The 21,929-nt window shown below is 44.4% G+C and carries 28 protein-coding genes and 4 pseudogenes; all 32 read left to right on the top strand.

Features of this window, described 5'->3' with window-relative positions; genetic code table 11:
- Positions 1-3 precede the first annotated feature (3 nt).
- The 32 genes and pseudogenes from OTG14_RS09390 (at position 4) to OTG14_RS09240 (ending at position 21,904) form a co-directional block, all read left to right on the top strand.
- On the top strand, positions 4-1,080 hold the full coding sequence (locus tag OTG14_RS09390) for a hypothetical protein (protein ID WP_267214983.1): 1,077 nt from the start codon (positions 4-6) through the stop codon (positions 1,078-1,080).
- Positions 1,081-1,153: 73 nt separating this feature from the next.
- Positions 1,154-1,594, top strand: a complete 441-nt coding sequence (locus OTG14_RS09385; protein ID WP_267214982.1) for a DcrB-related protein — start codon at positions 1,154-1,156, stop codon at positions 1,592-1,594.
- A gap of 3 nt (positions 1,595-1,597) precedes the next feature.
- Positions 1,598-5,974 (top strand): RHS repeat-associated core domain-containing protein, encoded by a 4,377-nt coding sequence (locus OTG14_RS09380; RefSeq protein WP_267214981.1) that lies wholly within the window; start codon positions 1,598-1,600, stop codon positions 5,972-5,974.
- Positions 5,974-6,234 (top strand): hypothetical protein, encoded by a 261-nt coding sequence (locus OTG14_RS09375; protein WP_267214980.1) that lies wholly within the window; start codon positions 5,974-5,976, stop codon positions 6,232-6,234. The genes OTG14_RS09380 and OTG14_RS09375 overlap by 1 nt, the downstream gene beginning before the upstream one ends.
- Positions 6,235-6,377: 143 nt before the next feature.
- Positions 6,378-6,726: pseudogene (locus OTG14_RS23810) on the top strand (RHS repeat-associated core domain-containing protein); the annotation flags it as partial.
- Positions 6,727-7,110: 384 nt separating this feature from the next.
- Positions 7,111-7,590, top strand: coding sequence for a hypothetical protein (locus tag OTG14_RS09365; RefSeq protein ID WP_267214979.1), 480 nt, complete (start codon positions 7,111-7,113; stop codon positions 7,588-7,590).
- 25 nt (positions 7,591-7,615) lie between these two features.
- Positions 7,616-8,086: pseudogene (locus OTG14_RS09360) on the top strand (type IV secretion protein Rhs); the annotation flags it as partial.
- Positions 8,087-8,112: 26 nt separating this feature from the next.
- Complete coding sequence (locus OTG14_RS09355; protein WP_071994455.1) at positions 8,113-8,310, top strand: hypothetical protein; 198 nt, start codon at positions 8,113-8,115, stop codon at positions 8,308-8,310.
- A 91-nt stretch (positions 8,311-8,401) separates the two neighbouring features.
- The gene (locus OTG14_RS09350) at positions 8,402-9,094 is read left to right on the top strand and encodes an Imm43 family immunity protein (RefSeq protein ID WP_232473017.1); all 693 of its coding nucleotides are present in this window, start codon (positions 8,402-8,404) and stop codon (positions 9,092-9,094) included.
- A gap of 190 nt (positions 9,095-9,284) precedes the next feature.
- Positions 9,285-9,803 (top strand): hypothetical protein, encoded by a 519-nt coding sequence (locus tag OTG14_RS09345; protein ID WP_267214978.1) that lies wholly within the window; start codon positions 9,285-9,287, stop codon positions 9,801-9,803.
- A 229-nt stretch (positions 9,804-10,032) separates the two neighbouring features.
- On the top strand, positions 10,033-10,353 hold the full coding sequence (locus tag OTG14_RS09340) for a DUF7660 family protein (protein ID WP_228117518.1): 321 nt from the start codon (positions 10,033-10,035) through the stop codon (positions 10,351-10,353).
- Between the two features lie 102 nt (positions 10,354-10,455).
- The gene (locus OTG14_RS09335) at positions 10,456-10,557 is read left to right on the top strand and encodes an RHS repeat-associated core domain-containing protein (RefSeq protein WP_080690917.1); all 102 of its coding nucleotides are present in this window, start codon (positions 10,456-10,458) and stop codon (positions 10,555-10,557) included.
- Positions 10,558-10,638: 81 nt separating this feature from the next.
- Complete coding sequence (locus OTG14_RS09330; protein ID WP_267214977.1) at positions 10,639-10,956, top strand: hypothetical protein; 318 nt, start codon at positions 10,639-10,641, stop codon at positions 10,954-10,956.
- 2 nt (positions 10,957-10,958) lie between these two features.
- Positions 10,959-11,408 carry a hypothetical protein gene (locus OTG14_RS09325; protein ID WP_267214976.1) on the top strand — a complete coding sequence of 150 codons (450 nt, stop codon included), beginning with the start codon at positions 10,959-10,961 and terminating at the stop codon, positions 11,406-11,408.
- Positions 11,409-11,610: 202 nt separating this feature from the next.
- Entirely contained in the window at positions 11,611-12,399 is a 789-nt protein-coding gene (locus tag OTG14_RS09320; RefSeq protein ID WP_048991413.1) for a macro domain-containing protein, read from the top strand.
- An 87-nt stretch (positions 12,400-12,486) separates the two neighbouring features.
- A complete protein-coding gene (locus tag OTG14_RS09315) occupies positions 12,487-12,888 on the top strand; it encodes a hypothetical protein (protein WP_024907040.1) in 402 nt (133 codons plus the stop codon).
- 79 nt (positions 12,889-12,967) lie between these two features.
- A pseudogene (locus tag OTG14_RS09310) lies at positions 12,968-13,543 on the top strand (RHS repeat domain-containing protein); the annotation flags it as partial.
- A gap of 301 nt (positions 13,544-13,844) precedes the next feature.
- Positions 13,845-14,015 carry a hypothetical protein gene (locus tag OTG14_RS09305; RefSeq protein ID WP_267214975.1) on the top strand — a complete coding sequence of 57 codons (171 nt, stop codon included), beginning with the start codon at positions 13,845-13,847 and terminating at the stop codon, positions 14,013-14,015.
- A gap of 34 nt (positions 14,016-14,049) precedes the next feature.
- Positions 14,050-14,313 (top strand): hypothetical protein, encoded by a 264-nt coding sequence (locus tag OTG14_RS09300; protein ID WP_267214974.1) that lies wholly within the window; start codon positions 14,050-14,052, stop codon positions 14,311-14,313.
- Positions 14,314-14,324: 11 nt separating this feature from the next.
- The gene (locus OTG14_RS09295) at positions 14,325-14,576 is read left to right on the top strand and encodes a DUF6386 family protein (RefSeq protein ID WP_267214973.1); all 252 of its coding nucleotides are present in this window, start codon (positions 14,325-14,327) and stop codon (positions 14,574-14,576) included.
- Complete coding sequence (locus OTG14_RS09290) at positions 14,573-15,241, top strand: HNH endonuclease family protein (RefSeq protein ID WP_267214972.1); 669 nt, start codon at positions 14,573-14,575, stop codon at positions 15,239-15,241. Before OTG14_RS09295 ends, OTG14_RS09290 begins: the two co-directional genes overlap by 4 nt.
- A gap of 83 nt (positions 15,242-15,324) precedes the next feature.
- Complete coding sequence (locus OTG14_RS23805; RefSeq protein ID WP_350310066.1) at positions 15,325-15,441, top strand: hypothetical protein; 117 nt, start codon at positions 15,325-15,327, stop codon at positions 15,439-15,441.
- A gap of 72 nt (positions 15,442-15,513) precedes the next feature.
- Entirely contained in the window at positions 15,514-15,711 is a 198-nt protein-coding gene (locus OTG14_RS09285; protein WP_023292191.1) for a hypothetical protein, read from the top strand.
- Between the two features lie 130 nt (positions 15,712-15,841).
- Positions 15,842-17,040, top strand: a pseudogene (locus OTG14_RS09280) (RHS repeat domain-containing protein); the annotation flags it as partial.
- Positions 17,040-18,041 carry a hypothetical protein gene (locus tag OTG14_RS09275; protein WP_267214971.1) on the top strand — a complete coding sequence of 334 codons (1,002 nt, stop codon included), beginning with the start codon at positions 17,040-17,042 and terminating at the stop codon, positions 18,039-18,041. The pseudogene OTG14_RS09280 and the gene OTG14_RS09275, both read left to right, overlap by 1 nt.
- A gap of 255 nt (positions 18,042-18,296) precedes the next feature.
- Positions 18,297-18,566 carry a hypothetical protein gene (locus OTG14_RS09270; protein WP_155267927.1) on the top strand — a complete coding sequence of 90 codons (270 nt, stop codon included), beginning with the start codon at positions 18,297-18,299 and terminating at the stop codon, positions 18,564-18,566.
- Positions 18,567-18,574: 8 nt separating this feature from the next.
- Complete coding sequence (locus OTG14_RS09265; protein ID WP_024907047.1) at positions 18,575-19,093, top strand: hypothetical protein; 519 nt, start codon at positions 18,575-18,577, stop codon at positions 19,091-19,093.
- A 137-nt stretch (positions 19,094-19,230) separates the two neighbouring features.
- Positions 19,231-19,701 (top strand): hypothetical protein, encoded by a 471-nt coding sequence (locus OTG14_RS09260; RefSeq protein ID WP_267214970.1) that lies wholly within the window; start codon positions 19,231-19,233, stop codon positions 19,699-19,701.
- Between the two features lie 92 nt (positions 19,702-19,793).
- The gene (locus OTG14_RS09255) at positions 19,794-20,237 is read left to right on the top strand and encodes a DUF6386 family protein (RefSeq protein WP_267215209.1); all 444 of its coding nucleotides are present in this window, start codon (positions 19,794-19,796) and stop codon (positions 20,235-20,237) included.
- A 279-nt stretch (positions 20,238-20,516) separates the two neighbouring features.
- A complete protein-coding gene (locus tag OTG14_RS09250) occupies positions 20,517-20,726 on the top strand; it encodes a hypothetical protein (RefSeq protein ID WP_267214969.1) in 210 nt (69 codons plus the stop codon).
- A gap of 240 nt (positions 20,727-20,966) precedes the next feature.
- The gene (locus OTG14_RS09245) at positions 20,967-21,323 is read left to right on the top strand and encodes a hypothetical protein (protein WP_073961520.1); all 357 of its coding nucleotides are present in this window, start codon (positions 20,967-20,969) and stop codon (positions 21,321-21,323) included.
- A 224-nt stretch (positions 21,324-21,547) separates the two neighbouring features.
- The gene (locus OTG14_RS09240; RefSeq protein ID WP_023292198.1) at positions 21,548-21,904 is read left to right on the top strand and encodes an SMI1/KNR4 family protein; all 357 of its coding nucleotides are present in this window, start codon (positions 21,548-21,550) and stop codon (positions 21,902-21,904) included.
- Positions 21,905-21,929: the final 25 nt, after the last annotated feature.

Genomic DNA, 21,929 nt, shown 5'->3' with positions numbered 1-21,929 from the left:
TTTATGACCAAAAAATATGTTGCAACCGTATTGTTCACGGCTTTATTGACAGGCGCAGTTGAAACGTCATCTGCGTTAGAGTTATCGCAATACAATAACCTCAATACGGTCAGACGCATCGTTAACGACAGCGAAGTGACAGACAATCTCAGGAAGACGTTGGGAGATCATTACCAGACCTTTATTGATAACTTTGATGTATTCGGCGAACCGCATACCACCCCAGGTGGCGGATTGTTTGTTGAGGGCTGGCTAAAAGATCTTTATCTGGAGAACGCATCCGCGCTGGTCATCAATCCTGACGGCAAAATCTTTGCGGCCTGGGTGGTTCCAGAATCAAACGTTATCCATTACCAGTCATCTGATAATAGTCAGGCCATTAATGCCGATATTCAGCAATGGGCCGCCAGATTCAATACGATGCAGTTTGCAAAAAGCAGCCAATCAGGACTCGCGTTTGACGGGGAGTGGGCTGGTGAATTCGAGAACGACTCGACGTTAACCCTGCGGCTAGCTGAATCTGGCAACCGTATCACCGGGTCTTATTGCTATGTCTCCCGGAGAGGAAACCGCATCGATTGCCCGGAAGATGATGAGCATAATCTTAGCGGTACGATCGCGGGAAACCGTGCGAACGTTGAGTTCAACTCATCGTTTGGCGGCGCAGGCGGACGGGCTGTTCTGGAACTAAAGGGGAGTGAAATGGAATGGCGTTTAGTTACTCCTCCTCAAAAAGGAAATGATTTTGCTCCGCTGCGTTATACGTTACGTAAAGCCGCTTCGGTTCAAAACGCGGAAACCAGAAAACTCGACACCGAAAAGTTCACTATCTCTCTGATAAACAAGTGCGGGCGTTTCGAGGGTGAATGTGACCAGATGGTTTATCTCGGTGTGCGCAAAAGCGATAACAGTACGATCTCCTTAAAGGGAAAAACGTTACACGACCCCGCAGGTAAAATAATCGGCTCAACGTACAAGAACGGCGAGATCGCTTATACCGTCACGTATGCACCCGTGAAATTGGTTGTCAGCAAAGGCAGCCATGTTTTAGTCGAACAGTCAGGCCAGTGGCTTAAATAACTATAGCCAGCCAAAAGGCCAGCATCGATTGGCCTTCTTGTTTCTCTCAATATTAAGCATCCCGAGTTCACTTATGAAATACACCCTCCAGGAAGGCTCGTTTTCCCTTTTTCCTGCTGCCTGGCAGGATAACAGTATGAACATTATTCGCGATGACGAAAGCGGGCTGTCCGTAGTGGTCAGCCGCGGTGTGATTCCCGATGGCAGCGACTACAAACAAGAGTTTCACAGCCAGTGGGATGTGTTGCGTCCTCAGATGGGTGAGATCGCCCAGAGCGAATTCCGGGACGTAAAAGCCGGGCCTGACGGAAACATTAACGGGCTGGAAGTTGAAACCACGTTTGACCGTAACGGGCAACGCCTGTGGCAAAAACAGCTGGCCGTGCAGACGCCGGGCAAACCGGTATTGCTGATTTTTACCCTCTCGGCACTCAGAGCCTTTACCGAAGAGGACGAGGTGCGCTGGAGCGCGCTTAAGCAGAGCCTGACGCTAAACGACAACCGGAATGTGTAAGGCATGAGCGATAACAACGCGGCCCGTAAGGGCGACGAGATTATTCACTCTAGCATTTTTGCTGACATCACCAGCATTGTGGCGGAAGGTGCCGCCTATGCGGTGATTGGCGCGGCGGTGGGGCTGGCGGCTACGGCCGCCGCGCCACTCCTCGGTGCTGGAGCCGCCGCAGCAGGCGTGGCGGCAGTCGGATCCAGCTGTCTGTTAAGCGGGATTATTGGCGGCGTGCTGGCGAACGTGGCGGGGATCACCGACGATATCAGCAACGCCGCGGAAGGGTTAGGCAATGCGCTCTTCCCGCCGTCGCCTGCGGGTAAAATTACCACCGGCTCGAACAACGTTCTGACCAACGCAATCCCCGCCGCCCGCGCGGCAGGCACGCTGACGCCCGCCGATACACCGTCCCCTGAGCCGCAGTCGCCGGGCAGCTTTGCCGATTACGCGGGCATGCTGCTTTCCGCTGCCGGACAGTTTGGCAGCGAAATGTGGCAGCCGAGCGTGGCCTCTGCCGCGGCGGGGACCTCGCCGCTGGAAGAAGACAAGGTGGCGTGTGAAAAGCACTCCGGGCCGCAGTATCTGGCGGAAGGTTCTAAAAGCGTCTTCATCAACGGACAGCCCGCGGTGCGCGCGAAAGATCGCACCACCTGCGAAGGCACCGTGTCCGACGACGTCTCCCCGAACGTGATCATCGGCGGGGACACGCTCACGGTTCGCGATATCAAAAGCGGTAAAACGCCGGGTCTGGCGCTGGGGATGATTGCGCTCTCCCTGCTGCGCGGGCGTCCGGGCAAGCTCCTGAAAAACATGCCCTGCGCGCTGGCGGCGGCCGGCGGCGGGATGCTGGCGGATATGGCCGTCAACGCCGTGTTTGGCTCCTCGCACCCGGTCCACGCCGCCACCGGCGTGAAGGTGCTGAACGACGACGATGAGCTCGACTTCTCGCTGCCGGGGCGCTTCCCGCTTCGCTGGCAGCGCAGCTACAACAGCCTGACGACCCGCGAAGGGCTGTTTGGTCTGGGCTGGGCAACGACTTTTGACAGCTATCTGACGCTGGAAGATAACAATGCGACCTGGTTCGATGAAACCGGGCGCGAGCTGAGCTTTGAACTGCCGCCTGTCGACCGTGCGTTTTACAGCATCAGCGAAGGCATCATTATCCGCCGCAATGAGAACGGCGACGTGGCGATTGCCGACGATGACGGTGCAGTGTGGCGTCTGTACAAACCGACCCGCATCAATCCTTCTATCCTGCGTCTGGCCTCCCTTAGCGATGAATACGGCAACGCGCTGCTGACGGCGTGGGACGAGCACGGCAGGCTGGTTGGTATCCATGATGAGCCGCGGGCGATAGACGTCACCCTGCGCTATGAAGATGAGCACTTCCCGCTGCGCGTGACCTCGGCCAGCCATTTCGACGGCAACCAAACCTGGCCGCTGATGCAGTGGGGCTACGACGCGCGCGGCCAGCTGGCGAGCGCGACGGATGCCTCCGGCGTGGTGACGCGTGAATACCGTTATAACGAGCACGGGCTGATGGTCTGGCACTGCCTGCCGGGCGGTCTGGAGAGCGAATACCGCTGGCAAAAATTCGACCACTGGCGCGTGGTGGAAAACCGCACCAGCACCGGCGACGGCTGCCGCTTTAGCTATGATTTAGCCGCCGGGCTGACGACCGTCGAGCACTACGATGGTCAGACGCGCCGCCACTACTGGAACGCGCAGAATCTGATTGTCCGCTACGTTGACGAGCGCGGTGAAAACTGGCGCTACGAGTGGGATGATAACGAGCTTCTCACGCGTCGCATCGATCCGCTCGGCAACGCCGTCACCTTCGTCTACGACGAGATGGGCAACCGGGTGCAGGAGACCGATGCCGACGGCAATATCCGCACCACCACCTGGCTGGAGCACCGCGCGCTTCCCGCGGCTATTATCGAAGCCGACGGCAGCGCCACCCGGTTCTGGTACGACGAACACCACGGGCTGAAGCGCGTGGTGGATCCGATGGGGCAGACTACGCAGCTGCGCCGGGACGCGTTCGGCCTGGTCGTGGAAGAGGTCGATGCCGCAGGCAACAGCCGCTACCAGGAGTACAACGAGGCCGGGCAGATCGTTCGTGCGACGGACTGTTCCGGGCGAATTACCCGCTATCGCTATCATCCGCTGGGCTGGCTGGTGGCCGAGACTGGCGCCGACGGTGAAGAGACGCGCTACCGCTACGACGCCGCAGGGCGTCCGGTGCAGCTCGATCGCCCGGAAGGCTGGACGGAATCGCTCAAATGGAACGAACGTGGCCTGCCGGTAAAGCATGCGGGCGCCGACGGGAAAGAGAGCGAGTTCAGATACGATGAGGCGGGGCGCTTAACCGCCACCCGTAACACGCAGGGTGAAGAGGTGCGCCGCCGCTGGGACAGCCGCGGGCGCCTGATTGCCCTGGAAAACGAGAACGGCGAAGCGTATCAGTTCCGCTGGGGGCCAGACTCGCTGCTGCTGGAAGAGGTGGGGCTCGATGGCGTAGCCTCGCAGTATCGCTATGATGCCTGCGGGCGCACGATTGCGCGCACCTTTGCCGCCGGCCATCCGGAGGCCATCACCCACGCCTTCGCCTGGAGCGCGAGCGGTCAGCTGGTCGCCCGCACCACGCCGGAAGGGCAGACACGCTACCACTACACGCCGTCCGGGCTGTTAAGCCGGATTGGGCTGCATCCTGCGCTTTCAGCCGACGCGTGGAGCACCGAGGCAGAGCAGGAGCTCGTCTTTGAGTATGATGCGCTCGGTCGCGTGACGCGCGAGGCGGGCGAGCACGGCGAGCTGGCGTGGGAGTATGACGCGCTGGGCAACCGCACCTCCGTCACGCTGCCCGATGGCCGCGAGCTGAAGCAGTTCTACTACGGCAGCGGACATCTGCTCAGCATTGCTCTCGATAAGCTCTCGGTCTCCGATTTTACTCGCGACGAACTCCACCGTGAGACCAGCCGCACCCAGGGGCTGTTGACCACCCGCAGCGAGTACGACCGCCTCGGCCGACTGCACCGCCGGGACGTCTTTACCGGCAATGCCCAGCGCCCGTCGCCGCGCCGCTGGTCCCGCCGCTGGGATTACGACTACCGTAATAACCTGGTGCGCGAAGAGCGGGACGATAACCCGTTCAGCTGGTACCGCTGGCAGTACGACAGCGCCGGGCGCCTGCTCGTTCAGGACGGCACGCTGCCCGGCCAGGAGCAGTGGCGCTGGGATGCTGCCGGTAACCCGCTCGAAGGATCTGCTGAGAAGGTCACGCACAACCGCCTGACGCAGCTGAACGGCATTCGCTGGCGTTATGACATCCACGGCCGTACCGTGGAGAAGGATAACGGCCAGACCCGCTGGCACTACCGCTACGATGGCGAACATCGCCTGACGGAAGTCATCAGCCAGCCGCGGGATCGCAATAAACCTCAGACGCAGGTCAGCTTCCGCTACGATCCGCTCGGGCGACGCATCAGCAAAACGCGCCGCCAGATGCTGGGCGGACAGCCAGCCGGCAAGCCGGTCACCACCCGGTTTGTCTGGGAAGGGTTCCGGCTGTTGCAGGAAGTGCACGGGGATGTGCCGCTCACTTACGTCTACAGCGATCAGGACAGCTACGACCCGCTGGCGCGTATTGACGGCGTGGAAGCGCCGGAGATTTTCTGGTTCCACTGCCAGCCCAACGGCACGCCGGAGCGGATGACGGATAGCGAAGGGCAGGTGCGCTGGGAAGGGGTGAACAGCGCCTGGGGCAAGCTGCTGCGGGAAAGCGAGACGCAGCTATCAGGATATTCCCAGAACCTGCGGATGCAGGGGCAATACCTGGACCGTGAGACAGGGCTGCACTACAATCTGTTCCGGTATTATGACCCGGACTGCGGACGGTTTACGCAGCAGGACCCGATAGGGCTGGCGGGGGGGATAAACCTTTACCAGTATGCGCCGAATGCGCTGGGGTGGGTGGATCCGTGGGGGTTAAGCCGATGCAATACAGGGAAAAAACCAGGGCCGCAACTTCCTGGAGGAATTGCAGAAACATTTGATAAAAGCGTTTATAAAAACAGGCAGCTGAAAAGAGACGAGACTTTTTATAAATATCATGGTGTAAATAATAGAACAGGAAGAAAAATTTCTTGGCTGACAAATGAAAAATACAATTCCGAGGAGGTTTTGCGAGAAAAGCTAGCTATTCGCCATGATTGGGGTGTTAATATTACTAATGTATCAGAGTTTAGAGTTCCTAAAGGAACGTGGGTGAGTGAAGGTCCTGCTGCAGCTCAAGGGGCAGGATATCCTGGGATGGGATACCAGGCTGTGGTATCAAATCTTCCAAGAGCATGGGTGGTTAAAACTTTAAGGGTTCCCTGGTAATGAAATTGAATAACTTAAAAAATGCACTTGAAAAAATAATTTTTGAACTTAATGCCAATGGTAAACATGAATCGGTAAATTTTTTTCAAACTCGTTATGAACAGATAATGATTTTTGGAGACAAAATTCCATTTGAAATAATTGAAAGTCTGTCAACATGCAGAGCTATGGCTCAATACGCAAACTTTTCCCTCAGGGAAGAAAAACTTTTAGATGATGTTGTTAATTACGCACTTGATATTAAAAAAATGATGCCTTGATATTAAGCAAAGAGAAGGATTGATTTTTGCGAGGTTATAATTAAGCAGCGTCTGTTTTTGAAGTGCTCACTCAAACAACAGAAAACAGATAATTTTTAATAAAAGAACACTATTGGCTGGCTTAATATATTAAAATCAAAGCCCGGGTCACGCAACTGAACGGTATTCGCTGGCGCTATGACATCCACGGCCGTACCGTAGAGAAGGATAACGGCCAGATCCGGCACTACCGGTACGATGGCGAACACCGCCTGGGGCAAGCTGTTGCGGGAGAGCGAGACGCAGGGATCAGGATATTCTCAGAACCTGCGGATGCAGGGGCAATACCTGGACCGTGAGACAGGACTGCACGACAATCTGTTCCGGTATTACGACCCGGACTGCGGACGGTTTACGCAGCAGGACCCGATAGGGCTGGCGGGGGGGATAAACCTTTACCAGTATGCGCCGAATGCGCTGGGGTGGGTGGATCCGTGGGGGTTGAGCCGTAAATGTAAGGATCCATCTAAAGAAGCTACGAGATGGCAAGGTCAAGGTGATTACAAAGTATAGATGTCTACAAAAACAGGAAACTGAAAAAAGGCACGATTCTGTATGCATTATATCCAAACGGTGATACTCCTCCATCATATGCAGTGACTTATCCAACCGTTAGGCAAAATAAAGGAAATGCTATAGGCTACCATGAAGCACTTCAGGTTAAAATAGATCCTCATCGTACATTAAGAACGCAAGTTAGAGCTTATTATGTAAGTGAGGATATTGATGTAGCATATGGAAGAGCATTGGCTAATGAGATATATGGTCGAGGGGGGGGCAATTCTTTATCCCTGAGGAATTTAGAAATCTTTTGATACCGGGGAAGGTCATTAGCATATGATTAATTTTAAAATTAACATGGTAAATGGTAAGGTTGAGTTAGACAATAAATGTCTTTTAATACAAAGGGAGGAGGAATTTCTAACTTCTGATCTTTACAAATATCTTGAATCAGAAAATAAAATGCAGAAATTAATTCCCCATCATTATACAGTTAATACCGTTCTTTGGTCGGGAAAGGAATTCGAGATTATAATACAACCATTATGCTTCAGTAATTTGCCATTTACGGTGCAATTAATTTATAAAGAGGGAGGGTATTATAAGGCAATAAATGATTGGAATAAGGTTTCTAACATTGATATGCTAAATAAAGAAGTCGAATTTTTATATCAATGGGTGTCGGGTGAATATGATCTTGGCAAACCAGATGAAAAAGAAAAACATAGTATAATGTGGCACTTGGAATGGGGTGATATAACTATTTGCTATGATATTAAATCATTTAATTGCGGTATTTATTTAACGTGGAATTAACTATTAAATAAGGTTGTCATATTGTGCTGATAACCCGCTTGAAGGTTCCGCTGATAAGGTCACGCACAACCGCCTGACGCAGCTGAACGGCATTCGCTGGCGTTATGACATCCACGGCCGCACCGTGGAGAAGGATAACGACCAGACCCGCTGGCACTACCGCTACGACGGCGAACACCGCCTGACGGAAGTCATCAGCCAGCCGCGGGATCGCAACAAACCGCAGACGCAGGTCAGCTTCCGCTACGATCCGCTCGGTCGCCGCATCAGCAAAACGCGCCGCCAGATGCTGGGCGGACAGCCAACCGGTAAGCCGGTTACCAACCGGTTTGTCTGGGAAGGGTTCCGGCTGCTGCAGGAAGTGCACGGGGATGTGCCGCTGACCTACGTTTACAGCGATCGGGACAGTTACGACCCGCTGGCGCGTATTGACGGCGTTGATGCCCCGGAGATTTTCTGGTTCCACTTCCAGCCGAACGGCACGCCGGAGCGAATTCTGCTCACCATGTTATACCCGTTGAGGTGTGGAAAGAGGAGCAATCATTCTTCAATAATATTGGCATCGGAAAAGACATGAACTCTGCGTTTAATGGTATTAATTTTCCAGGTAGCGCATCAGCGATGAAACAAGATGCAGGGAAAGGTATGGATATCTTCCATAGCAGTAATTATCATAACTATAGTGACATTCTCCGTCGGCGCATTGCTCGTGTTGAGTAACGATATATTTCTGGAAGATTAGATGCTAAAGGGGCGAGGATAGCTAAAAGGCGGATCCAGATTGATATGAAGAATAAAATTTGGATGGGTCATGTTCCCACAAAAAAATCAGGGGAATGAATTAATGTCCTATTATGTGATCATGAATGACTTTGAATCATCACGCATGCCAAGAAATTTACAGGGCATGGTTGATGAAAGATTACAGGTTAATGAAAACTGGGAAATAGAAGGCTCTGCCTTTCCCTTCCCTTATCGAATAACAGACGATGCATGCCCAGACCATATTTATTTGTTGTGCAATAAAAATGTTGGGGCTTTGAAATTTGACTATTATAAAAAAGACTTTGGACACTTGATGGATAAGTCTTTATTTTCGATTTTTGAAAATTATAAGCACAATGTTTTTTTTGGCCGAGATATTACACCAGTTTCGATTGGGAATGGTCAAGTTCTTCGGGATGATTTTAAATATGCATATTTTCCAGGCGGCGATGTTATAGATAAGGATAAATCTATTCTCGAAGAGGATAAGTTCGGAGATACCATACCTTTTAAAATTGAATTCAAGGATGATGCGCTAGAAAATGATATACTTTCGTTGAACGACACATTGTTAGGTGGTTTTATCATTGTTAAACAAGAGGTCAAGGAAGTTATAGACAGTAAAGGATTCCGGGGGTTGAAACTTGTTCCACTGGAAAATGCTTTAGACGTTTTTTGTGAAGATTATTTCTACGAAATACACTCAAATCGTAAAAGAAAGGGCAATAAACTACCTTAATATTGAAGGGTGTCGTGCCATTATTGATTCTTTGTTTTTCTTTTTTAATGGCGCGAAGAAGTTCTTTGGATTATGAGTACATTTTTCAACTATGGATATGGTAATTTTAAGCGTAGCCAATAATGATAACTCTTAAAGAGGAATAATGCATATAAAAAATACTATCCAAGACTTTGTCAAGAAATTCAAAATGAATGATTTAAATATGGGAGAGATAGACTATGCAGACGATGAAAATGAAACTTCTTTTCCTGTAAATTTAAATGGTGAAATTCGATTTTTTTATAGCCATTTGATTTTAAAAGACCACCCAACATTTGATGGTGCATTCATTATACAGATTGTTGAGCCCCAAGAGCTTAATAAAATGTTATCAGGCTGGCGAGTTCAAAATGACACGACCTGGCGCGATGAATATATAATCTTTGCTGAACGAAATGGAGATGTTCTTTTTTGTGATACCCAAAATATCACATCTCCTGTTTATGGTAGTATTCAAAAAAGAAATTTCATTATTTCCAATTCGTTAGCCGACTTTTTGGATGCTTTTTGTTCTGCCATTGAGATCGAACAAAGTAAATATGATGGTGATGCTACAGATGATGATTTTAATTTCAGAGAGGACTTTCTGGAAGATATCGATTTAATGCTAAAAAGCAAGCTTAAGGATGTTGAGGCGGAAGGTTTTAAGCAATTCTTTTTTGGCTAGGTTAATAATAAAAACTAACACTTTTAGAACCCTCCTTACTTCTGACAACATTTTTCGCTTAAAACCACTTTTATATAGGCAAGGAGGTCTCTTTTCGATTGATAATGAATAAGCATATGAAAAACGGTTTCGATAAATTTGATGAAAAAGTTACATCTCTTGTAGAAAAAGGAAACGAGTTCCATTTAAATGGGCCTCACCTAGTGAAGCTGCTGATCAGATGTGGAAAATGACAACAAAAACAGATGGTAAGTCGATTATTTTCAAATTGGGTGATGGAATAAAAAAGTACTGGAGTAATATTGTTATGAATACTAAAGGAATAAATACTAGAGACGATTTTATTAAATTTCTTGAGAATTTATCTTCAAATGCCAGAAATAATCTAAGTGAGTGGGAGAGCAAAGACTTACCCTCATATTTTGAATCGATGGCATCTTGGGTTGAAGATATGGATGGATATTATTTAAATCAAAAATTACCTGTTCCAGAAAATGTTAACTGGACATTTATTGCAGATATTTTAATGGCTGCAAGAGTTTATGAATAATATTCAATAATAATTGGCCGGGAAGAGCATCAAATCTTCCCGGCGTTTTATTATTTAACGTGTTAAAAAGTATGATGGCGTCCGAATCGTTCCGATGACCCGATAGGTTTTAATGGCGGTATAAATACTTACGTTTACGCCACTAATCCGTTGAATTGGGTTGATCCATTAGGATTGAAAGCGAAGTGTGCACCGACTCGATAAAATGACCATAACCAGGCGGCATTTGGTAGGCAGTGGCAAGGAAGAGGGATTTATCAAGGTCGTTATTCTTGGTCAAACACAATGCTTAAAGAAGGCGATATTGTTTATGGTGGAGCACCTGGGCAGTCAGGATTTTATTTCGACAAAGCCACTTTAGAAACTGCTAGTGGTAGTCGACAAAAATTATGGGAAAGTTTACAAGTTCTACCTCATGAAAAATATGGGTTTAGAAGTAAGATTCAGATGTATAGAGTCAAACGAGATGCTATTGCTGGTACGGGACAAGCTTTGTCACCAGATACTGAAATGTTAGGAAGCGGTGGCGGTACCCAATTCTTCCTTTCGAATTATAAAAAAGTTCTGGAACCTATTGGTCTTCCATTTGATATTGGGATGTGAAAATGAATTTTGACGCAGAAACTGGTGTTCTTAAATTTAATAAAAGGGTTCTATTAGGACCAAGAGTTACTAAGACAGAGTTGTTTAATAATACAAATGTAAGGTGGGAGGGGTGGCCTGAAAAAAAAGACAATAAAACAGTCTCATACAGAACTATCCTTAAAGGTGACCATGAGTTCGGAGATATATATCTAATAATTGACTTCTTGGTTCCCAATGATCCTAACTCAATAATTCGTAGTTGGCGCTTCGCCCCAGAAAAATTATTGATGGGAAAACAGAATAGAACCGAAGGGAAAGTCACCCGATGTTTAAGGGAATGGTTCAAAACTAAATCTACTATTGTTCTTCCTGTATCAAGGGAGTGGGGACATGTTGATGCTGCTTATGACCCTCATAACCTAACAGGAACAATTCTCTGCCACTATTGCTTAGACCCTCATGAATTGTAAGTGGAGAACTGGTAAAATATATGATTCAATTGAAGTTACTTATATGACTATATCATAGTGTTTCCAATATAAATTGGACAGTTGCCATCCTAAACGAGAAAATAAAAAGGTATAAGCCATTTTGTTGACATAGATGTTACTGGCCTGGATGTAATTGAACCCCGGAAAAATACATTCTTTATCTTAAACACAAAAGATCTTGATGTCTCCGAAAGAATTGTTAAAAGTGCGAGGAGTTGTGGTTGATGTGAAAAAATACTATAAAGGTAACGTTGATTTTATTGCAGGTGAAGGAATTATTCTCAATGAATTCATAGGGGAGGTGGCCACACGACAAATAAATATTATAGATGGCGATTGTTATGCATCTTCCTCTTTGCTAGATAAAAACGAGAAAGTTGGTTTTCTGCTGTATGATGGTAAAAAAAGCGATCTGGACTTAAGTGATACTGAAGAAATTTCGAATGAGGAATTTGAAACTTTCTGGAAAACATCAACGAGTTCATTGCAAGAAAAAAAACAAATAAAGCTCTTGTCTGGAAATGCTGTGGAACCTTTGAAAAAATCCATAGTTATTGCTCACATTGTGAATAATAAAGGGAAATGGGGTAAAGGCTTTGTTCTGTCTCTTTCAAATAAATATCCTTCTGCAAAGGAATACTATCTCAATAGCTTCAATGGAAATAACACCCCAGAATTAGGTACGGTTGATTTTGTCTTGGTTGATGCTAAAGAACAGATATTTATTGCTAATATGTATGCACAAGATGGTATTAAGAAAAATGTCAATGACAAAAATCAATACGTATGTTATGCATCCCTGGAAGTTTGTCTTGAAAAGTTATCTGACTTTGCTTTAGTAAACCGCCTTTCAGTACAAATGCCAAGAATAGGCGCTGGCCTCGGTGGAGGTGATTGGGATGTTATAGAGTCATTGATACTTAAAAAGATTTGCTATAAGATGATCGATTGCAATGTAATAATTTTATAATATAAAATGATAATTTAATAATGCATTTTATTGAATTCGATTGTTGCTTAGAAAAGGATTTTTAATTAAAAGGACAGGCGCTTGAGTATGAAAATATCTATAACAAATACTATTGAAAAAGGAAACGAGTTACACGACAGCCAAAAATACGCCGAGGCTTTAGAACAATACCAAAAGGCCTGGCAAGCTCTTCCTGAACCAAAGTCCGAATCAGAATTTGCCAACTGGATCTCTGCATGCATGTACAGCGCATATTTTGATCTTGCGGATTACGTTGAGGCAAAGAAATGGGGAGAGACGGCTTTACGGACACGTGGATCGGATATAGACACTGCACCGTTAATCGACTTGGGTATGGTCTGTTACGAGTTGAATCAATTCAATGAAGCGTATAAATATTTTAACGATGCTTATAACTACGGCAAAGAGCGTGCTTTTCAGGATAGACCTAAAAAATATCTTGAGTTCTATCTGCGTAAGAAGGCGTAAGAACAGTAATTTATACCATTCAAAACAAATCAAACGTTAAACAAGAAGTTCATTACGTCGCCATCTTTAACGATGTAATCTTTATCGATGGGACAACTTTACCGGCAATGCCCAGCGCCCGTCGCCGCGCCGCTGGTCCCGGCGCCTGGAGTACGATTATCGCAATAACCTGGTGCGGGAAGAACGGGACGATAACCCGTTTAACTGGAACCGCTGGCAGTACGACAGCGCCGGGGCCTGCTCGCTCAGGACGGCTCGCTGCCCGGTCAGGAGCAGTGGCACTGGGATGCGGCTGGTAACCCGTTAGAGGGCGCTGGAAAGAAGACTGCCCATAACCGGGTCACGCAACTGAACGGTATTCAGTGGCGTTATGACATCCACGGCCGTACCGTAGAGAAGGATAACGGCCAGATCCGCTGGCACTACCGGTACGACGGCGAACACCGCCTGGGGCAAGCTGCTGCGGGAGAGCGAGACGCAGGGATCAGGATATTCCCAGAACGAGCGGATGCAGGGGCAACACCTGCATTGTGAGAGAGTTGCACGACAATCTGTTCAGGTATTACGACCCGGACTGCGGACGGTTTACGCATCAGGACCCGATAGGGCTGGCGGGGGGATAAATCTTTACCAGTATGCGCCGAATGCGCTGGGGGGATCCTATAGGTTTAACCGCTTGCAAAAATGGAAGCCCTAACGGTCAGTGAGAAACATGTCATTTGCTGACTGGATTAAAAGAAAGGCAAAAGGTGGGAATAATACCCATGTGTATTTAGGATTTAGAATCACTGAAGAAGGCTAAATCGCGGTCATGCACGGAGCATAGAATAAGCAGTTATTCACAATAATTCCCATTTTGAAAATTCTATCAATAGCATAAGTCCTACAAGAAAGTTATACTCGGATGCTGTTTTGTGGGGTGGAAACTGGCTTAAAAACAATGGGGTTAATGTAAAATGGCCGACAGACTTACAGTAGTGTCAGGAAATGAAAAGCAAAAAAAGTGGCCAAAAGAAGGCGATGTTTTTTACTTCCAGTTAAATGATGATCGATTAGGCTATGGTATGGTCGCCCTGGGTAAAATAGATGTCGGCCCATTCAAAAATACTATAGTTATATATATATGACTATTTTACATCTTCGCTTCAAGAAGATGCTGTATTGGCAAAAGATAATTTGCTATTGCCACCAATTATTACTGATAATTCATGTTGGAAAAACGGTTCTTTCGTAACGTTTAAAACTATCGAAACGAGCGAAGTGGATATTTTACCACAGCATTATTTTAAAAATCCTGTCAGAAATAAAATATATGATCAGCATGGAGTGCCAATTGAATTGCCGACTGAGAATATACCAGTCGGTGAAGAGTCGATTCAATTCTATAAAAGCATTATAAAATCTATAGAAAGCTTTGTTAACTAATAGGCTAGACCGTGGAGGTATTTCCGGCCTTTGCTTACGGAATGAGAAAAATCATAAGCATACAAACAGATACTACCACTTTAGTTATTTATGATTTGATATCATTAAAGCATAGAATAAATGGAGACGTAGATTGGTGGAGTCTTCCAGAAGATGAAGTAGAAGAGGTAAATAAAGGGAGTGTATTATTTCTCAATCTTGGGGATGATGGCGCCTATAAAGTCAATATTAAAAAAACTTACCTAAAAACATGTTTAGAATGAGTGACGGAAAACACTTCCAGAAAGCGAACAGACAATTATATTATAAAATGAATAATGACCCATCATATAGAGCTTCCCTTGAGGAAAAATTCCCGGGCATATTTGAAAAGGTTTCACCAGGTAAGCGTGGCGCGCTCCTAAGAACAGCTCCAACAGGTTCTGGTTGGGAAACAACTTGGCATCATCATGAGCGAGTTGGTGGGTTGTTACAATTGGTTGATTGGCCAGATCATAACTCAAGGCATCTGGATTATGACCCGAAAGGATATGGTGGAAGAAAAACTTGGGGGGGTCTCGATGCAGATAATTGTGAGGGTATAATGAATACATATACATCTATAGATGAATTAATAGCAAGTCTTTCTCAGTTAGAGCCTGGTGAATGGATTTATACTAATATAAATACATGGGAAGCACGGCCTGAAGATACTCACTTCTTTTATATCTCTTGGGATTATATCCAAAGTTTGGAGGATGACGAAATATACCTTGATGAAGAGGGTCTGGAAATGCCCTTAGCAGTAGAAACTTTTTCTTTGAAAGGATGGATGTTAGTCAGTTCTTTGAACTATATGGTGAAGAATAAAAATAGTGGAGGTCATGGGAATAAATGGTTTATCGATGAGGTGAATTATTATAGGGAAAATGACACATATAGAACATGATTTTAATAATGATGAGCAGTTCGCTTAATTAAGCAACCAAATCGAAATGCCTTGACAAAAGCCCACGCTCTGTCGTTTCTGGAATGCGGGGCGGAAAAGCTCCAATAGTGCATGATACACAGTGGAGCGGGAAAAATAGATCTTATGTCCTACACCAGAGAACCCCTATCCAACATGGAGGCGGTATTTATGATGATTGATAATCAAGTAATCGTTACAACAAAATATCACCTTGACATTCTAGATCGTGCTTATCATTTTTGAGGTATAATATGCAAAGACAAGTGCTTATCGAACTAATAAGGAAAATCCAACACAGCGAAGGGACAGAAGAAGAAGCTGATAATGACATCGACCTCCTTTGTAGAAGTGTCGCAGATCCTCAGGCAGCTAATTATATTTATTATGAAGAACTTAGCGCAGAAGAAATTGCGGATAAAATTATAAGTTATAAACCACTTCAATTATAAGTAGTATTCGGGGGGCGCAATGAGTCCCCCATATTGAAAAAAACCATCCCAAAGCTTGGTTTTTTTTCATTCAAAACAAATCAAACGTTAAACAAGAAGTTCATTACGTCGCCATCTTTAACGATGTAATCTTTATCGATGGGACAACTTTACCGGCAATGCCCAGCGCCCGTCGCCGCGCCGCTGGTCCCGGCGCCTGGAGTACGATTATCGCAATAACCTGGTGCGGGAAGAACGGGACGATAACCCGTTTAACTGGAACCGCTGGCAGTACGACAGCGCCGGGGCCTGCTCGCTCAGGACGGCTCGCTGCCCGGTCAGGAGCAGTGACGCTGGGATGCGGCTGGTAATCCGTTAGAGGGCGCTGGAAAGAAGATTGCCCATAACCGGGTCACGCAACTGAACGGTATTCAGTGGCGTTATGACATCCACGGCCGTACCGTAGAGAAGGATAACGGCCAGATCCGCTGGCACTACCGGTACGACGCCGAACACCGCCTGACGGAGGTTATCAGCCAGCCGCGGGATCGCAACAGGCCGCAGATGCAGGTCAGCTTCCGCTACGACCCGCTCGGACCACGCATCAGCAAAATGCGACGCCAAATGCAAGGCGGACAGCTAACCGGCAAGCCGGTTTGTCTGGGAAGGGTTCCGTCTGCTGCAGGAGCTGCACGGAGACGTGCCTCTGACCTATGTCTACAGCGACCAGGACAGCTACGACCCGCTGGCGCGAATTGACGGCGTGGAAGCGCCGGGGATCTTCTGGTTCCACTGCCAGTCCAACGGCACGCCAGAGCGGATGACGGATATCGAAGGGCAGGTGCGCTGGGAAGGGGTGAACTGCGCCTGGGGCAAGCTGTTGCGGGAAAGCGAGACGCAGGGATCAGAATATTCCCAGAACCTGCGGATGCAGGGTCAACACCTGCATTGTGAGATGGTTGCACGACAATCTGTTCCGGTATTACGACCCGGACTGCGGACGGTTTACGCAGAAGGACCCGATAGGGCTGGCGGGGGAGATAAATCTTTACCTGTATGGTGCAAATAGTCTTACGCGAATAGACCTTCTGGGATTAAAACAAGAGGAAGTTATACGCTATACGAGTAAAGATGAAGCGATTGCATCAGCTTCTGAGCGTGGTGGTAAAGGTGGATTGGTCCCAAATAATCGAGGTGATAAAGCCATATGGGTTAATCATGATAGCCGACCAGGATTTAACCCTGGATAAAAATATCCTTCCTCGTTTTAATGAGAAAATCACTTCATTCCAGATTGAAAAGAAAGATGCTAAAGGTAATTGGAAGAAATGTGGTAAGAGGATTACGTAATGATTTTTGAAATGTTTATACATAAAATTGAACACTTCACTAATGCGAGAGCAGAGATTGAAAGTTTCGGAAAATATATCTATGTTCAGGATGAACCGGACCTATTCCCCGTTTGTTTTAAAAAAGAAAATGGGAAGCATGTAGAGTTGAGTCGTTGGCAAACTTGCTTTCCTAAAGTTATGTTTCAGCGTGCGTTAAACAAGTTAGGCCTAAGTGAAGATGGTAAGTATGCATTTGAAGTTTTCCTTTCTCGATTAGGTTATCTTTTTCAAATAGATAACCGACAGCGTATAGATAAAGATATCTTTATCTTGTTTTATATCTATCAACTGTTTTCTTTAAAAGATAACGAAGAAGATTACGCTATAAAAGCAAAAAGCTTTTTTTTAAGATTTTTGTGTTTTGAAATGGGCATGGATGATGACTCTTATAATTTGCTATGCATTACTAAAGATGGGATTTATATAAATACTTCTCAGCATGATAATGTCTCAATATTGTCTTTGCTTGAGCAATTTTATGTACAATTTGAAAAAAAGAAAAACTTTGAAGATATTAAGTCTATAAAACATTATCAATTATCAGTGCTGAATTTTTTGTTTGTTGCGAACAACGATAGAAGTTCCCTGTCTTTTAATGATAAAAACTGCTACCTTTGCGATCCTGATAGTTTTATTAATACTTATGAGAAATCTAAAAAAACAATTTATAGAGCCTTGGAACATTGTTTTGACAAGTATCAATCCACGAAGAATTTACTAATATCAAATTTCATTCTAATGAATTATTCGTATTATATTGTTAGAAATAATTTGGCTGATCTCAAAACTTTAAGAAGACATGTTTCTTCAGATATGTTTAGACAAATAATTTCTTCAATAGTGTACAGAGTTTTTTTTGTGAATGAAGACGAGATATTTAAGGTGGTTGGCAATGAATATGACATCAGCCTTGAAAAAAATGAAGGTCGAATGCTTTTTAATTTAATATATTCGATTTAAGGCATTAATGTTAGATCACTGTCGGGGGCATTAGGTTTTGAATGTTCAAACCGCTGTAGAGCCCTCGATTCTTGAAGGCCAAACCATGGCAGGACAATAGATTTACGGTTTGCTCGTTGTAAGTTGAAAACTTGGTATCTCTCATACCGTGCCTTGGCGGATGCCTCTATTAATCGTGCGGATTATTTTCTTAACCAGAAGATTCTTTATTGGAAAAAATAATTTGTTATTTCCGCCAAGTATTACGGATAATTCATGTGGGAAAAGGGTCATTTTGTAACTTTTAAAAATATCTACATGAGCGAGGCAAATGTATTCTCCTTTAAAGTCCCTAAGCGGATGGCGGATTTAAAAGAAGAAAGTGCAATACCTCAGGTTGGTTATCGTACTAATCCGTTACATCAAGAGGGATTAATTCCTAAGCGTGTGGATCCGACAACGCCAGTTAGATCGTATGAATTACCATCAATATGGGCAGAATGGCTTGACGAAGTAGCGATTCCAGTCTCGGGGAGTGTAAAATAGGTTATTATATGAATATTAATAAAGATGAAGAACTCCTTGTGATAATAAAGAACGAAGGAAGATTTTATTGGTTCGTGGCCTTTAAAGAAATGTGGGTTTTAGACAGAGCAAAATGGGTAGAAGATTTTGTGAGAAGTGGGATGGAAATAAACCTACAGGATATTCATAAGGAAAGATATAACATACCAGTTGTAAATGAAGAAAACGCAAAGATATTCATTGATGGTTTAATTAAAGATGCTTATTTATATAATAAGGATGATATAGCTGAGGAGTTTTATAATAGGCTTTCGCAAAAAACCACCTGGTGGGATATATATGATCTAATGCCAGATTTGTTTATAGACTTTGATAATAAAAGACTATATTCCCAATATGTCGAAAGTATGCATTATCACAAATATGTTCCCGATGATTGGCAAGGTGAACTTGTAGATTTCTGCAGTGATGGATCGTTACCTCAAGATGAAATGTTATGGATAAAAAATGAGACAGATCATAGGAGCATTGTAATCACTAAAGGGTAAAAATATATTTCCAACATACCATTTTTTTTGAGTGTGCAATGGTAGATGCATCATGTTAATCTTTAACCATTGCGCTGAATTGTGAAGGAGATGGAATTTACTATAATTTAATTCTTTTTCCGAATGGATGGGTGTAAATGATTGATTTTAATGCTGATATTTTATCAGGGAGAGCGCTAGGTAACGTGTTTTTGGGTGAAAATATAAGTAAATATATGAATGAGTTATATACCGGGTTTAAGGTAAATTACTTTGATTATTTTTTGCCTGATGATGAGAAAAGGCTTGTATATATTGTAGATGACACTATCACAATCGCTACCCTTGAAGATGGAACGATCATTTCGATTGGTTGTAATGTAAGCTATAAGGGGAGGTATAATAACATATTACAACCAGGTCAAACGATGAGGCAAATAATCGACTTGACTAATAAACAACGCATTTTTAATGGTTTCATTATTATAAATGACGACTTTGGTTTTTCATTTGAGTTGCCAGCGCCTTATGATGAAATCGCAGATAGCATTGCACATGTTCCACTGGATCTCGTTCTTAATGAAATCCGTGTAGCTGATTACTCTGACTGGAATCCTCAAAAAATATAACGCTGAAATGTGAGTTGGGATTGATACTACAGATTATAACTTGACATAATAGTGTTTTTAATTATTTCATAAAAGATTAAGTATTGAAAATTATGCATGCAATAATACATTTCCAAACAAATACAGCAACAATTGTGATTTATGATTTAATGTCACTAAAACATAGACTTAACGATGATGTAGATTGGTGGAGCCTTCCAGAAGATGAAGTTGAAGAAATAAATAAAGGTAATGTGTTATTTCTCAATCTTGGAGATGATGGAACCTATAAAGTCCATATTAAAAGAGATGTTGATGAATGTACCGGGTCGCTATTTTTAAACGTACCTTCTGGAAAGGTTTTCATTGGGGCGGGAGAAGATGTCACTGGCGGAGATCTTGAGCCTGACGACTCAGATGCCATTTCAGGTGAGTTTATTACTTTAGAACCTGGTAGTTACGAAGTTAAATATAAAAAGCAAGATTCAAATATTCTAATTTCCTTTGCAAAAGTAACGATTACTGAAAACTCATTAGAAGAGGGAGTTTATCTTTGAATGAAAAAATAGAATAATACAAGTAGTTCATCACATAGTCATTTTTAACAATTTTCTTTTTCCTTCTGCACGCACCTTGCTTGCTTTTTTGCACTTTGCTTACTCTTAACCTCCATAATCGGTCATTATACTCGTGACGAATAACCCCAACCTCAGGATAGCCCCCGTAGTTGCTGACCACCCGCAGCGAGTACGACCTCCTCGGGCTTCTGCATCGCCGGGATGTTTTACCCGCCAACGAGCCGCCAGGTGCTGGGCGGACAGCCCGCCGGTAAGCTGGTGACCACCTGGTTTGTCCGGGAAGGGTTCAGCCTGCTGAAGGAACTGCATGGAGACGTGACGCTGACCTACGTCTACACTGATTTGAGAGATATAGTTTTGCGAGGTAACACAGGACTTGATGCTCATCAAGCGGGGCAAAAAGCTACTATGAAAGATCTTGTAGAAGGTTATGACCCTAAAACTGGCCCGTCAATTTTAGTACCTTAAGAAAGCCATACTATATCAAAAGAAGGTGTCGGTATTGTTTCACGAAGAAAATTAATCCTTCAACTGGCTAACCATTTGCTAATGCGAGGGAACTGCTTGCTAGAGACATCTTAGAATTAAGGCGAGTTTATCAAGACATTGCAAACAGCGTTCTTCAGGAATTAATCGCAAAAAATAAAGCAATGTATCTTGAAATGAGAAAATCAAAACCTAAAGGTAAAAGTAATTGTAGGAGATAATGTGAATAAAGATGAGTTAGTTGTGAGATCATTACTTGCCGAGCTTTTAGGCGATACGCTAAATTATTATATTGATAATCTATCTGATTTATCCAAGTCAAATGGTGATGAAGATCCTTATTCGCGGGCAAGAAGTGTAATTCATAAACTATCCCCAGAAGAACAGGAGAAAATTTTCAATTTCCTTAGGTTGGTCATTGTAGATACAACTTCTACTGTTCTCGGAACAATCGATGGTTCACGTTTCCCTCCAAATATTGATGGGGATTTTAAACTTGAATATGACGGCGATGAAATACAAGGCTCCTTACAAGATGAATTAATTTCAAGATCTGAAGAGCTTGGTGTTTATAAATAAAGATTCTATCAATCTTTAACCATTGCGCTGAATATATAGAACATTGATAAGAAAAATTGGTTTTTTTATTCCATTTTTTATTATGCATTAATGGCTGGTTAGTTTCAGGAAAGAAACAATAATTGCCCTTATTAATAATTACAACTAATTCCTCAATAAATGCGAACCTAATGGAGATAATATTTATCTTAATATAGGATTTATTCATTTATAGGTAAGCCGATATGGAAAAGCAAGATTTAATTGATCAGTTAAATGAAGTTGAAAAGATTATACACACGTCTTTACCTTCTGAATATAAGCGCTTTATGATTGAGAACGTCAAAGATAGCTACTCTTATGAAATTCAACGAGCAAATGGTGGCCAGCTTTATGTTTTCAATTGTTTTGACTTGCTTGAAAGAAATAATACATACACAATTCAATCGGTGGAGCCTGACGTTTTATTGATTGGTCAAGATGGTGATTTGGGATACTTTTTGAATTTGCGTAAAGGTACTGATGAGATTTATTCTTTAGATCTTGGAGCGTTAGGAAGTCTGGACATGGATAAAGAAAGTAATAGCATATTTAGGCTATAATGCTTGATTTATTAATCATCTAGTT

It is taken from the genome of Enterobacter pseudoroggenkampii, assembly GCF_026420145.1.
Classification (GTDB): domain Bacteria; phylum Pseudomonadota; class Gammaproteobacteria; order Enterobacterales; family Enterobacteriaceae; genus Enterobacter; species Enterobacter pseudoroggenkampii.
This window is presented reverse-complemented; position numbering and strand designations above follow the sequence as displayed.